This window comes from Deltaproteobacteria bacterium (assembly GCA_030654105.1).
In the GTDB taxonomy this organism is placed as follows: Bacteria; Desulfobacterota; SM23-61; order SM23-61; family SM23-61; genus JAHJQK01.
In genome coordinates this window covers 1-13,699 of sequence record JAURYC010000321.1, presented here as the reverse complement: position 1 = coordinate 13,699, position 13,699 = coordinate 1, and the positions used below count along the sequence as shown (strand labels likewise).

Sequence of the window (13,699 nt, the reverse complement as noted above, 5' to 3'; positions counted from 1 at the left end):
GCTTGATGGGAGGCCTGGTGAGACTCCCGGCATCTTCGCGACCACTTTAGAGTTCGCTGCAGGGAACATTCCGCCTCCTCATGGGAAGCTGGGTAGGGGGTGCACTCATCCAGACACATGATGATATCCGCTCCCAAGGCTTCCTGGATAGCGACCGCTTTCTCCGGGGTGATAAAATGCCGTGAACCGTCCAGATGGGACTTAAATTCGACCCCTTCCTCGGAAACTTTCACCAGCGAATTGAGGCTGAAAACCTGAAATCCCCCGCTGTCCGTAAGCAGGGGGTGTTCCCAGTGCATGAAGCGGTGCAAACCGCCCAGCCGGCGGATGCGTTCATGCCCGGGCCGCAGATAGAGGTGGTAAGTGTTGGAAAGGATGATTTCCGCTCCCAGGTCCCGGAGCTCCTCAGGGGTCATAGCTTTTACGGTTGCCTGGGTACCCACAGGGATAAAAGCCGGGGTGTGAAAAACACCATGAGCCGTGTGGCATCGTCCCAGACGCGCCCGGGAGTTATTATCTTTTTTCAATACTTCAAAGTGCATAATATAATATAAAAAGTGTCAGTGTGAGGGTCAGTGTCAGTAAGAGCGCAAAAATCTTTTACTCCCTCACGACTAACACTCTCACGGTTTTTTAATCACTTTAGACCTTTTAAATTATTAACATAGCATCGCCATAGCTGTAAAACCGGTATTTTTCCCGGATGGCTTCGTCATAAGCCGCCAAGATAAATTCTTTTCCGGCAAAAGCCGAAACCAGCATTAATAAAGTTGAACGCGGCAGGTGGAAGTTAGTAATGAGTACGTCCACCGCCCGAAAGGAGAAGCCCGGAAGGATAAACAAATCGGTTACACCCCGCTTGGGCTGAATAACTCCTTGTTCATCGAAGCATGATTCCAAAGCGCGGGTAACCGTGGTACCAACCGCAATGACTCTTTGGCCCAAAGCCCGGGCTTGGTTGATTACCCCGGCTGTTTCCGAGGAGACCTCAAAAAATTCTGGCTCCAGGTGATGCTTCTCAAACTCCTCCTGTTTGACCGGGAGGAAAGTCCCGAGCCCTACATGGAGCGTTAGGGGACAAACAGAGATTCCCTTACCTTTGATTTCATCCAGAAGCGCTTCGGTGAAATGCATGCCGGCCGTAGGTGCTGCGATCGATCCTTCCATTCGGGCATAAACAGTCTGGTAACGCTCCAGATCCTGGGCTCGCACCCTCCAGTCCCCGTTCCGATGGATGTATGGAGGAAGGGGTGGAAAGCCGATATCCCTCAATTTTTCTGCTGACTGCCCTTCGCCTTTTAATCCTAAGCTCCAGAGACCAGAAGAAGTTCTCTTAAGAAGCACTCCCTGGAGTTCCTGGTCAAAGGAAATAAGAGTATTTTCTCGCAGCTTGCCGGAATTCTTGACCAAGCATTCCCATTCGCTGGACCCATCTTTTTTTTTCTTATCGGTATCTTGGCCAGCCTCCTCGTTGGAGTTGATCTTGCCTTCCTGCCATTCCCTTTTTCGGACCAGGAGAATTTCAATTTTTCCCCCGCTCTGTTTTTTCCCGATCAGGCGAGCGGGTAAGACTTTGGTTTCGTTTAGGACTAAAACATCCCCGGGCTGTAGGTACCGAGGAAGATCAGAAAAAAACCGGTGCTCCCGCGCCCTTGTTTTACGATCCACAACCATCAACCGAGAATGATCCCTTTGGGGAGTAGGGTGCTGGGCGATCAAGTTTCGCGGGAGATGATAATCAAAGTCCTGTAGTTTCATCGAGGGAATTGGCCAATCTCCACGTTTTGGTAATAATACTTCAAAATAGAACGATAATCTATACCGGCGTCAGCCATGCCTTTGGCTCCCCATTGGCATAGGCCAACGCCATGTCCCCATCCCAGACCGGAGAAGAGAAAAACTCCGTCGCTCTCTTTCAGCCAAAAGTTGGTAGATCGTAACTGGTCATACCCCAGAAGGCGACGAAACTCCTTGCCCGGAATCTCCCATTGGCCTTTCTCCCCCTTGATGAGCAGCCGTAAGGCCCGCCTGCTTTCGCTGCGCTCGCCGACTTGAATTTCTCCCACCCTTTGACTTGGAAATCCCATACTTCCTAAAACCTTTGCCAGGCTTTCCGAATCCACCTGGTAATTCCAGAGAAAGTGGGGGGAATCAAAGCAATAAGTGCAAACCACGCTTTTGAGGTAAGGGAAATTCCCGGTCCATAAATATTCGGGGGATTCTGTTTTTCCTCCGCAACAGGCATGGTAGACGGCGAAAATCGGTTTACCCTGGTACAGAAGTAATTTCCCTTCGGTTTCCTTGACCGCCCGCCGGGATCGAGGGTCTTCTAACCCAATTCCGGCATAAACCTGATCAGTCACACTGGAATCCACATCATACAGCCCTTCGGAGCGGTTTCCTTTTTGGAAGGTGGCAAAAGTCCTGGCTGTAACAGCTTGGGCTTTCAGAGCGTCCAGAGACCACTGGGATGAGATCTCACAGTTGATCAGGCCCACGAGGTATTCTTCCAGCGGCAGTTCATTAATGACCCAAAGATCCCGGTTAGGACCAGGAAAAACCCGGATTTTGCCCCGATAACGGCGACCGTTGATGGTCAGGGGGCTGCGGGCAGAGGTCAACACCAAAGCCCGAGCAGAGATCGAATGACCCCTTACTCGAAGGCGAGGACCCACATCGCGCTCCACCGTCAAAGAGGAAACTTTTTTATTTTTAAAGAACGATTGACCTGTTGGCAGGTCTCGAAGGGCCAGCTCCTGGCCTGTCACATTAAAGTGACTGACGTCGCGGAGAATGAGCACGCGGATGATTTCTTTGGTCCTGGCTTCAACCGCCGAGGCCCAAAAAATCTCCCAACTAATGAAAGCGCCCAAAAAAATATAAAAAAATCGAACGGCAGTCGGAATCTTTTTCAAAACAAAGTTTTAATCTAAACCCTCTAACAGAAGGAGATCAAGAAATTAAATGAGCTATATTATTAAAGTTGGCAAGGAAAGTCAACTTTTCTCCCTATATATTTTTCACTTTTTTTAAATTTCTCCTTGCGATAAAGTAATTTTTATCATTTTTGGTCTTATTTCGTATTCCCCATTCCATAATCTGCAATCTGCATTCCGCCTTCAGAAGAGTCCCCGCAGTAGCCTTAATCCCGGATAGGGTTTTAGGATGATTACATTGCGCTGGTCTTCTCTCAGGTACGTGCGAGCCACCCGCGTTACATCTTCGGCCCTCACCTTCTGTATTTTAGATATGAATTCCTCCGGCAAGGACCAGGACCCAGCCAAAAGGCCTTGGCCAACGAACTCGGCCAAAGTACTGTTATTTTCATTACGGATGAGTGTCCGGCCCCGGATATAATTTTTAATTTCCGCGAGTTCACTTGGAGACAGGGGTTCTTGCTGAATTTTTTTTATTTGTTGGGAAAAGATGGATTGTATTTGTTCTATATTCTTGGGGTCGGTACCCGCATAGGTGGCCCAAAGCCCTGTATCAGAGAGGGGATGGTAAAGAGAACCCACCAAATAAGACAAACCTCTTTTCTCGCGGATTTCCTGGTAAAGGCGGGAATTACCTCCCGATCCCAAGGTGGCGTTGATAATTTCGAAAGCAGGACGGTCAATGTCCCCCAGGGCCATAGCCTGGAGAGCAAGGACCACGATGGCTTGATCAAGAAATTTTCTCTCCCGGACTTCTATGAGTTTTTCCTGGCGATAGGGGGGAAAGGGGGAAGGAGGAAGTTGATTCCCCTTAGGCCATGAGGCAAATTTTTCCCGGATCAGTCCCAGACCCGTTTGCGGATCTACGTTGCCTACAATGGTGAGGAAAATATTATTGGGGACATAATGGTTACGGTAAAACTGAAGAAGGTCTTGCCGGCGAATAGCTCCCACTGTTTCTTTGGTTCCGGCAATAGGCATTCCCAAGGGGTTCTCCGGGAAAAGGGTGCTGGAAACCAAGTTCAGGATATAGCTGGGAGGGTAGATATTGGCCAGGGATATTTCTTCCAGAATTACGTTCCTTTCTTTTTCGACCATCTCTTCAGCCATTAAAGAATTTTGACCGATGTCGGCCAGAATTTCCAAGGCCAAGCCCAGGTGAAGAGGGAGCAGGGAAATGTGCAACTGGGTATATTCCCAATGGGTATATCCGTTCAGTATGCCCCCCACCGCGGCAATTTCCCGGGAGATATCCTTGGCGGTTCGTTTTGAAGTTCCCTTGAAGAGGAGATGCTCTACAAAATGGGAGATCCCATTGGTTTTAGGGGATTCATAGCGCGAACCTATCTTAACCCAGAGGTCCACCGCAACCGAAGAAGTACCCGGGTTTTTCAGAATTAAGACATTCAGGCCATTGCTCAGGGTTTCCTCCAGCGGATTGCCCCAGGAGGTTGCCGGTAGGCTGCAGAATAAGAAAAAAAGAAAGAGATGAAGATAACCTCTCCGGCTCAAAAACCGTATATTAGACAAGTTTGTTTTCCTGCTAAGAGAAATTTTCGACCGTAAATAAAAAAGTTACGCCTAAATATATTTTTAATGATTTCCTTATCTTTGAATTTTTGCATACATTGAACAAACAGTCCATCGGTAAATAACACGTTAACCTCAAAGTAGAATCTAAATTTGCCGAATAGAAGAATTTTCATGACGTATAAATCGTACTTCGAAATTCGGATTTACCAAAAATTGGTTAAACGCATAAATTTGCGACTTCAAGGGGTTATTGCTTTATTAGACGTAGCCCCGGGCAAAAAATAGCAAGGAATAGAATCGCCTTGACATTTTCCAATAAATTCATTAATTTTCATGAAGGTTGGCCTGGGCGCTTTTGGGAGGGGGAGAAAAAGAATAGATGAAATCCAGTTATTGGCTTTTGATCATAATACGTTCATGGGGAAGGGTACGAACCCTGCGGGTGGAGAAACGTCCTTTGATTATTCTCGGACTCGGGGGAATCTTCTTTGCCGGGAGCTTGGCTTTCTTTGCCCATGAATATTTTACTTTCCTTCAGGAGCGGAGTGATCTAATGAGTAGGATGCAACAGCTTACCCACCGAATCGCTGCGCTGGAAAAAAACTTGCAGAAAGCCGTAATGGCAAAAGCTTCCCCCAAGACAACTCTTCCCTTCATGGCCATAGCAGGACTGAAAATTAGCCGGCGAGCCAAAAGAGGAGGATTTTCCGTCAGCTTTCAGTTGATCAATCAAAATCCCCAGAATCATCCTGTCTCGGGAACCCTGGTTTTGGTCGCCCAAAATGACCGACTGCGGATTCCGATCTATCGGGTCATTCCGGAGATGCACCTGAACAAAGGCATTCCCCAACAGCCAGAAAAAGGAAAAAAGTTCGAGATAGAAAAGCAAAAATTCATCGAAGCTTTTTTCGATGGTTCCTCCGGTGAAGCCTTTAAGACTTTGACTCTTTTCGTTTATTCGCCAGAAGGGAAGATAATTCTGGAAAAATCCACTGCCATCCCAGAAAAATGAGATTTTAAGGCCACGAGCAAGAGGGAGGATTTCAATGGGTGGGCGATGGACCTCGCCGAACAGGAGACCCAAGGAAAAGTTTTTAGGAAGCATCTTCACCAAGGAAGAGCAAGGAATCAGTCTCATTGGCGAAGGATTATCGGTTGTGGGCACCCTGCATTTTGGTGATGGAGTGGTGCGATTAGACGGCCGGCTGGATGGAGGAATCTTCGGCCGAGGGATCTTGATCATTGGCCGGGAGGGTCTATTTCAGGGGGAGATGAAAGTGAGCACCCTGATTCTTTGCGGCCGGATTGAAGGAACTGTGATCGCCTCTGAACGCGCCCATATCACCCCTACGGGAAAACTATTGGGGAGGGTTCAAGCCCCTCAATTGGTTATCGAAGAGGGAGGGATATTGGAGGGAAAAAGCGAAAAATGGGAAGGTTCGCCTCTCTTGGGACAGCCCGAATCTTAACCTGCAATCTTCCCGATCTACTTTGGCGCAAGTTATTTCTCTCTTAGCTTTCCTTCCATTGCCAATGGTGGGATTCCGGAGTTTCGTCGCAGATAATGAACCCCCTTTCCGCAAACTTGCGGAGCTTGCTGGCAACGAACTGCAAGGGAAAAGAAGTTGCCGGAGAGATCCGCCTGGCCAAAACCAGGAGGGGGTCTTCTCTCTCCTTAGACGCCAATTGCCCGGGATGGGGGATTTTCCCCTGTTCTTCCAGAAGGTCTCCGGACAGGAGTTTCCAGGCAAAATCTACTTCCAGACGTTTTTCCATCTCTTCCCGGTAAGGTCCGGTATAAGTCCCGGATAGAGTCTCTTTCTTCAGATTCTCGATCTCTGTTCCCAGGTTGTGAAAAAAGGACTTGGCAAAATTGGCTACTTCGGCCGCGCTGAGAGCTTCGGTTTCGGTGACGGCGTGGTCGGCGTCATACAATGACCAGTCGTCAGTAAGGATTTTAATCCCGTATTCCGGAGCCTTTTCTCGTATCCTCGTTCCCGGAAAGGGAGAAAAAAGATGGAACCCGTAGGGGATCCCCAAGCTCTGGGCGAAGGAGATGGTATCCTCCATGCTTTCCCGGGTTTCTCCCGGGAGCCCGAGGATGAACGAGCCGAGGGGGGAAATTCCCACATCCTTACAAAGCTGGATAGCTTGCCTGGCCTTCTCCAGGGTGGTCCGCTTGTTGGCTTGATCCAGGATTTTTTGGTTTCCGCTTTCCAGCCCAAAGCAGATCATGGCGCATCCGGCATCTTTTAACTTCTTCAGCAGGACGGCATCGACCGTATCCACCCGGGCGAAGATATACAGTTTGTTTTTTAAACCCCGACGGCCAATTTCCTCGCAGATGCGGAAGACGTGCCGGCGATTCCGGGTAAAGAGGTCATCGTCGATGCATATTTCTTCAAACCCCAGGAGGCGGGCGGATTCAATCTCATCGACGACCCGTAGTGGATCCCGGAAACGCCCCTTCCGGCCGGTCATGCGATAACCCACGCAGAAAGAACAACCCGTAGGACAACCGCGGCTGGTAAGCACACTGGCGGGAACCCGCATGGCCAAATAGCGCGCTAAAGGGAAAAGGGTGCGGTCGGGGAGGGGAAGGAGGTTAAGATCCTGGATAAAAGGACGGTCTTCCGTGTGCAGGATCGTTCCGTTGCGACGGAAACTTAAACCCTTGACCTCTTGTAAGCTTCTCCCCTCGTCGAGAGCCCCAACAAGTTCTTTCAGCGTTTCCTCTCCTTCGCCGCGAACGATAATGTCCACCTCGGGAAAATCACGGAGGGTTTCGGCGGCGGTAAAGGTTACATGGGGGCCACCCATGATGATGGTGGCTCGCGGAGCGCATGTTTTACAGTATTGGAGAATTTTCACGGCCGAGGGAAAGTTCATGGTCACGCACGTTGCCCCGATGAGGTCGGGTTGAAATCGGGACAGGCGTTCTTCTATTTTTCGAGGGGAATAACGGGTAGCAAGCAAGTCGAGAACTTCCACCTCCACCCCCTGCTGCTGGAGTACGGCCCCCAAGGACATCAGCGCCCAGGAGGGCTTGGGAAATTCGGAGAAAGGGTAAGGAGGTTGCACAAGGAGAACTTTCATGGGGAATCCTTATTGGTATTTTTTTAATTCAATCCGGTTGACGGGCCCCAAAGAGGAAAGGGGCTGATCAAAATTTTCTTCTTTGCCCACCACCAACAGAAGCGATTTTTCGGGATGGAGATGTTTTCCGGCCACCCGTTCCAAGTCTTCGAAAGTTACCGCCCCCACGCGTTCCTGATATTTCTCCAGGTAATCTTCTGGCAGTCCATCGTATTCAAGCTGCATTTCCTGGCTGACAATACTGGCAGAAGAAGTAAAGGAAAAAATAAACTGGTTGATCAGGGTTTTTTTGGCCCAGTCCATCTCTTCGAAGGTGGGTACCTCCTTCTTCAGGCCCGCAGTGATCTCGTAGATAAGAGAGATGACCTTGTGGGTGGAAGAGGATTTCGTCTGGCAAAAAGCTCCGAAGACGCCATACCCGATACGTCCCTGGTAAAAACTTCCCACGTTATACGCCAGCCCTTGATTGGAGCGAATCTCCCGGGTCAGGCGGGAATTGAATCCCCCGCCTCCCAGGATAAAATTTAAAACTTTGAAGGGGATATAATCCGGGTGGTTCAGAGGAATGGAGAGGTGCCCCATAAGGATGGTGGATTGGGGGAGGTCCTTGGGGGCATAGTAGATCAATTTTTTATCGTGGGGGGCTGGGGTGGAAACAAAGGGAAATTCGATCAAGGAACGCCCCCATCCGCCGAAAGCTTTTTCCAAAGAAGTGATCATCTCTGCCTTGGCGAAGTCTCCGGAGATCCCCAGGATGATGTTGTTGGGTTTGTAAAATTGGCGGTGAAAACCCACCAGGTCTTCCCGCTGGATGCTTTCTATGGATTCTATGGTCGGAATTTGCCCCCGGGGATTCCCCTCATAAAGGAAGCGGCGGAATTCCCGGTAGGCAATCTCTTCGGGGTTGTCGTTGGATCGGCGGATGGATTCAATTTCCTGCTTTTTGGCCAGGTCGAGCTGGATAGGATCGAAGCCCGGCTTGGTAAATAAATTGGCCAATAGGGGCAGGGCGCGAGGGAAATCTTTTTTCTGGACTGAGAGGGAAGCCGCTCCCGACTCCCTCCCCATGGGAAATTCCAGTTCCGCGGCCATGAATTCCAACGCTTCATTGATGGCCTGGGGGGTTTGGTCAACGGTTCCCCCGGTGCGCAGCAGAGTTGCGGTCAGCTGGGCTAAGCCACTTTTAGGGGCCGGGTCGTAGATGGAGCCCGTACGGATCAAGGCCGTAACTTTAATCAAAGGTATTTCCGGGTCCTGGAAAAGGTAAAGAACCATCCCATTTGATAGGACGGTGCGTTCGGCCTTGGGCAGAACGAAAGTAAGAGGAGGGAAAAACATATTCCGGGGATGCTTGAGAAGCTCTTGATCTTGGGCATGGGCTAGGCCCGGAAGGAAGTGAATAAAAAAGAAAAGGGACAAAAAGCAAGAAAAAAAATTTAAAACTCGTTGGTTCATACCCATATTTCTCCTTGAATTCAGGGAGATGCGGCAGATTTGACCAGAGTCCCCACCGTACGATTGCGCGAGGTGAAATATTTTTGGGCCACCCGGCGGATGTCTTCTGCGGAGACCTTTTCGTACGACTTCAACCTTTCAGTGAAGTATCGCCAGTTCCCCCAAAGACTTTGTCCGTAGGAAAGCCAGTAAGCCAGCTTGGAGTTGGAGTTGAGTTTACGGAGAAAATCAGTCTGAATCTGGTTCTGGACTTTTTTGAGCTCCAGTTCCGCAACCGGCTCATTCTTCAGGCGATCGAGCTCCCGGAAAATGGCTTTCTCCAGTTCCTCAGCCGTATGGGGGTGACGAGGCGTGGCGAAGATCACGAAAAGGTTGGGATAGCGTTCCCCCGGGAAACCATTGGAAGCGGAAACTTCAACCGCAATCTTTTCTTCCTCGACCAAACGCTGGTAAAAGCGGGAAGTCCGCCCGTAACTCAATAAACCCTCAATGATCTCACCCACGACGTCATCCCCGTGAGGCGGATTCGGTTTATGAAATCCGATGATCATCTGCGGGTTGGCATCGGCAACCACCTGGATGCACCGTTCTCCAAGTTGTTCGGGTTCTTGGGTACGAAGGGGTGGGAGAAGGACCTGGGGGGGAATCCGCTCAAAATATTTTTTAATCACGGATAGGGTGGCCTCGGGGTCGAGGTCCCCAACGATGGTCAGGACGGTGTTGGCCGGCGAGTAAAAGGTGCGAAAAAATTTTTCCGTGGTTGGCTTATCCAGATGCTGGATGTCAGATGGCCACCCGATCACGGGCCGGCCATAAGGGTGAGCCAGAAAGGCAGTGGCCAGAAAATGTTCCAGAAGCTTGCGCTCAGGCTGGGAGTCGTAGGAACGGCGTCGCTCCTCCATAACCACATTCCGTTCGGAATAGAACTCTCGTAAAACCGGGTTGAGAATACGGTCGGATTCAATGCGCGCCCAGAGTTCCAAGCGGTTGGAGGGCAGATTGACCACATACGTCGTGGTGTCCGCACTGGTCATAGCGTTGAATCCCACTCCTCCATTCTGGGAATAGAGGAGTTCGATCTCATCCTTTACTACCCATTTTCGATGCTCCTCGGTAAGCTCCTGGAGACTCTTTTCCAGATACCGGAGGAAATCTTTATCAGCCTTTTCTCCTTTGGCCTTTTCGGCCTCCAGGGCCATAGCCACGGAGTCGATGCGGATTAATGTTTTTTCTTCCTCGGCGTAGTTTTTGGTCCCCAGAGTTTTAGTGCCTTTGAAGAGCATGTGCTCGAGGAGATGAGCGGTTCCCGTGATCCCCAAATTTTCATCGACCGCACCCACCCGAAAGCGGATATACAAAGATAGAGTAGGGGATTGATGCCGTTCGAGCAGAAGAACTTTCATCCCGTTACCCAGGGTGTATTCCTTGACCCGGCCTTCCAGGGAGATGGAATACGCCTGGTCTAACAGAAGAAAGATCAAAAGCTGCGCTAGGATACATAGTCCAGCAACTCTAAGCCTGAACCTCATCCCTAAACCTCCAGAGTTTTAAAAAGTCCGCAGCTAATATAACATAATGATTCGTCCAGAGGAAGAGTTGAAAAAGAGTGCTGCAGTGCTGCGGTACGGAAGTACTGCAGCAGCACGACAGCACCGCACCACGGCAGCATCGCAACACCGCAGCGCGTTCTCTTTCAATCCTCGCGCACAACGAACCCGGCGAGATTATCTTTCCGCAAGGTTTCAGAGTAACGCCGAGCCTCTGCCTCAGAGCGGAAGGAACCCAGGCGAACGCGGTAAAAGCGTTTTACATTACTTTCCCAGAGGACGATATGAACGTTCGAATACTTTTTCTGCAATTCGTCCCGCAAGCGCAGGGCATTTTCTTTTTCCACAAAAGCGCCCACCTGGATTGCGAAAATCCCTTCCCAAGATGGTATTCTTCCGCTTGCAAAACCTATGACATTGACCGAGACCCTCGCCGTTCCTGTCCCCACGATGCCAATGGCCCGGGCTCCGCTTTGGGAGAGATCGATGATTCGATCAGGAATAAATGGACCCCGGTCGTTGATACGCAATTCAGCCCTTTTCCCGTTTTCCATATTGGTTACCCGGACGAAGGTGTTGAAAGGTAAGGTGCGGTGAGCCGCGGTCATGGCGTACATGTCGTAGACTTCCCCGTTGGCAGTTTTACGCCCGTGGTATTCCTCGCCATACCAGGAGGCCAATCCTTCTTCCCGGTAGCGCCAAATTTTTTCTCGATCTAATGGTTCGTAAGGTAATTCCTTTTTTGAAGGGGCGCAGGCAGTCATGAGGATCATCAAAGAGAAGACCAATGTCCGGAAACGAAAGTGAATTTTTTCCAGCCCTATCATAGTTTTCCTAATTTCCTTTCTTCCCGGGCCGAAAAATAGATGCCCAGAAGGACCAGGGTTCCTCCGAAAAAAAGTTTATGGGTCAAGGGTTCTTCCAGTAAGATATAGGCCAGGAGGGTGGCTCCGATCGGTTCCCCCAAGATGAAAACAGCGACCATGGTGGCGGAAAAAAATTTTAAGGCCCAGTTCAGACTGGTGTGACCGATGAGTTGGGGAACGAGAGCCAGGAGAAAAAAGAGAAGGTAAGTCTTGGGAGAATACTGGAAGAAGGATTCCCCGCTGGTCAGGGCGAGGAAGATTAAAAGGATCGCGGCCACTCCGTAAACGAGCGTGATGTAAGCGCTGAGGCCCATTTTCTGGCGTACCCGCCTTCCCACCAGGAGATAACCTGTGGCCATGATGGCTCCTAAAAGGGCGAGGAAATCCCCGTAGAGATTCCCCTTGCCTTTATTCCAATCCCCCCAGGCAATGATCATGCCTCCCAGAACAGCTAAAAGGATGGAGAGAAGGAGAGTCAAAGAGATCTTCTCGCGTAAGAAGAAGGTGGAAGCCAAGGCGACAAAAATGGGATTGGTGGTGACAAAGATCACCGAGCTGGCCACCGAGGTATATTTCAGGGAGGTGATCCAGAGGGCAAAATGGAAACAAAGGAAGACCCCGGCCAGGACCGACGCAAAAATCTCCTGCCGCCCCAGCTGTCGAAGTTCCCTGAGTGTCCGGGGAAAAGTAAAGAGAAGAAGGACCAGCGTGGCCAAGCCCAGGCGGTAGGCGGCGATGATTAAAGGAGGGGCGTCGCATATTTTGATGAGAATGGAAGCGAACGAAATGGCTATCAGGCCGATGGGTAATACAGCCTTGGCGTGGGAGGAATCATGGAGGAAGGTGTTTTTCTCAGGCATGGAATCGAATATGCAGGATGTCGCCATCCTGAACGATGTAATCTTTACCTTCGACCCGGATCAATCCTTTTTCCCGGGCTGCCGCCATGGATCCCGTGTCAACAAATTCTTGGCAGGAGATAACCTCGGCGCGGATGAATCCCCGCTCCATGTCGGAGTGAATTTTCCCGGCAGCTTGCGGCACCCGGGTTCCGACCGGAACGGTCCAGGCCCTGAGTTCCGGACCCACGGTAGTGTAGAAAGTGATTAGATTCAAAAGTTCGTAGCCAACCCGGATTAACTGGTTCAAGGCCGATTCAACCAAGCCCATCTCTTGCAGAAATTCGGCCCGTTCTTCAGCGGCAAGCTCGGCCATTTCCGCCTCCAGGTCGCCGCAGATCACGACCACAGGAGCTTTCTCCAAGACAGCCAATGCTTCCACCTGAGAAACCCAACGGCGCTCCTTTAGCTCTTTTTCACTGACGTTAGCAACATAAAGCTGGGGCTTGGCTGTGAGCAATTCCAAAGATTGCAGAATTTTCTGTCCCTCCTCCGCAAGCGTCAAACCTTTAATCGGGAAGCCCGTGCCAAGGCGTTCGTGAACCTCCTTAAGGAAGGGAATTTCCGATGAGGATTTTTTATCCCCAACTTTCGCCTGGTGGGTTGCTTTGGTAAGGTGCTTCTCCACGGTTTGCAGATCGGCCAGGATGAGTTCCGTCTGGACGATCTCCATGTCCCGGCGGGGGTCTACCGAAGCGTAAACGTGCACAACATTTTCAGCTTCGAAGCAGCGGACCACATGCGCCACGGCATCAACGTTGCGAATATGGCCCAGGAATCGGTTACCCAGTCCTTCTCCCTGGCTGGCTCCTTTGACCAAGCCGGCGATGTCCCAAAATTCCAGTATGGTGGGGGTTACTTTCTCGGGATGGAGAAGCTGAGCCAACTTTTGCAGACGATCATCGGGAACCGGCACGATACCCTGATTGGGATTGATGGTGCAGAATGGATAATTGGCCACTTCCGCCCTGGCCGCGCTGAGAGCGTTAAAGATGGTTGACTTTCCGGCGTTTGGCAGCCCAATGATCCCGCAGGTAAAACCCAAAGCCAGCCCCTTTTGCTGATATCATTCCTATTGGCGGGCATTATACTGGAAAGGACTGGGAGAAGCAAGCCAGCCCTTTTTTAAAATTGCTGAATTTTATAAAAACGGAGAGAAAGTTCAATCCCGGGCTGAAAGAAGGTTGTAAGCCTCTGCCTCAATTTTTAATTCCAATGGTTGAGGTATTCTGGAGACACCATACTTAATGGCTTCGTAAAAAGTCCTTTTTGCCCCATTTTCGTCATTCCCGCGAAAGCGGGAATCCAGTTAATTCAAGCAGTTCTGTCCGCCTGAGGCGGACTGCTTTCGCAGGAGTGACGGCTTT

The 13,699-nt window shown here is 50.4% G+C and carries 12 protein-coding genes; 2 read left to right on the top strand and 10 right to left on the bottom strand.

Annotated features, from left to right (window positions below):
- The 4 genes from Q7V48_14105 to Q7V48_14090 all read right to left on the bottom strand — a co-directional run.
- Positions 1-542: tRNA guanosine(34) transglycosylase Tgt (locus Q7V48_14105; GenBank protein MDO9211860.1), on the bottom strand; the 542-nt coding region annotated here is incomplete at its 3' end.
- A 109-nt stretch (positions 543-651) separates the two neighbouring features.
- Positions 652-1,758, bottom strand: coding sequence for a tRNA preQ1(34) S-adenosylmethionine ribosyltransferase-isomerase QueA (queA, locus tag Q7V48_14100; GenBank protein ID MDO9211859.1), 1,107 nt, complete (start codon positions 1,756-1,758; stop codon positions 652-654).
- Positions 1,755-2,873, bottom strand: coding sequence for a SpoIID/LytB domain-containing protein (locus Q7V48_14095; GenBank protein MDO9211858.1), 1,119 nt, complete (start codon positions 2,871-2,873; stop codon positions 1,755-1,757). The genes queA and Q7V48_14095 overlap by 4 nt, the downstream gene beginning before the upstream one ends.
- A gap of 246 nt (positions 2,874-3,119) precedes the next feature.
- The gene (locus Q7V48_14090; protein ID MDO9211857.1) at positions 3,120-4,466 is read right to left on the bottom strand and encodes a pitrilysin family protein; all 1,347 of its coding nucleotides are present in this window, start codon (positions 4,464-4,466) and stop codon (positions 3,120-3,122) included.
- Positions 4,467-4,848: 382 nt separating this feature from the next.
- On the opposite strand from Q7V48_14090, the gene Q7V48_14085 reads away from it, so the two are divergent.
- The gene (locus tag Q7V48_14085) at positions 4,849-5,481 is read left to right on the top strand and encodes a hypothetical protein (protein MDO9211856.1); all 633 of its coding nucleotides are present in this window, start codon (positions 4,849-4,851) and stop codon (positions 5,479-5,481) included.
- Between the two features lie 34 nt (positions 5,482-5,515).
- Positions 5,516-5,938 carry a polymer-forming cytoskeletal protein gene (locus tag Q7V48_14080; GenBank protein ID MDO9211855.1) on the top strand — a complete coding sequence of 141 codons (423 nt, stop codon included), beginning with the start codon at positions 5,516-5,518 and terminating at the stop codon, positions 5,936-5,938.
- Positions 5,939-5,981: 43 nt separating this feature from the next.
- Here Q7V48_14080 and Q7V48_14075 read toward each other — a convergent pair whose 3' ends face one another.
- The 6 genes from Q7V48_14075 to ychF form a co-directional block, all read right to left on the bottom strand.
- Entirely contained in the window at positions 5,982-7,565 is a 1,584-nt protein-coding gene (locus tag Q7V48_14075; protein ID MDO9211854.1) for a radical SAM protein, read from the bottom strand.
- 9 nt (positions 7,566-7,574) lie between these two features.
- Complete coding sequence (locus tag Q7V48_14070) at positions 7,575-9,020, bottom strand: pitrilysin family protein (GenBank protein MDO9211853.1); 1,446 nt, start codon at positions 9,018-9,020, stop codon at positions 7,575-7,577.
- Positions 9,021-9,040: 20 nt separating this feature from the next.
- Entirely contained in the window at positions 9,041-10,549 is a 1,509-nt protein-coding gene (locus Q7V48_14065; protein ID MDO9211852.1) for a pitrilysin family protein, read from the bottom strand.
- A 164-nt stretch (positions 10,550-10,713) separates the two neighbouring features.
- Entirely contained in the window at positions 10,714-11,394 is a 681-nt protein-coding gene (locus tag Q7V48_14060; protein ID MDO9211851.1) for a septal ring lytic transglycosylase RlpA family protein, read from the bottom strand.
- Positions 11,391-12,293, bottom strand: a complete 903-nt coding sequence (locus Q7V48_14055) for a DMT family transporter (GenBank protein MDO9211850.1) — start codon at positions 12,291-12,293, stop codon at positions 11,391-11,393. Before Q7V48_14055 ends, Q7V48_14060 begins: the two co-directional genes overlap by 4 nt.
- The gene (ychF, locus tag Q7V48_14050) at positions 12,286-13,377 is read right to left on the bottom strand and encodes a redox-regulated ATPase YchF (protein ID MDO9211849.1); all 1,092 of its coding nucleotides are present in this window, start codon (positions 13,375-13,377) and stop codon (positions 12,286-12,288) included. The genes Q7V48_14055 and ychF overlap by 8 nt, the downstream gene beginning before the upstream one ends.
- Between the last annotated feature and the right edge of the window lie 322 nt (positions 13,378-13,699).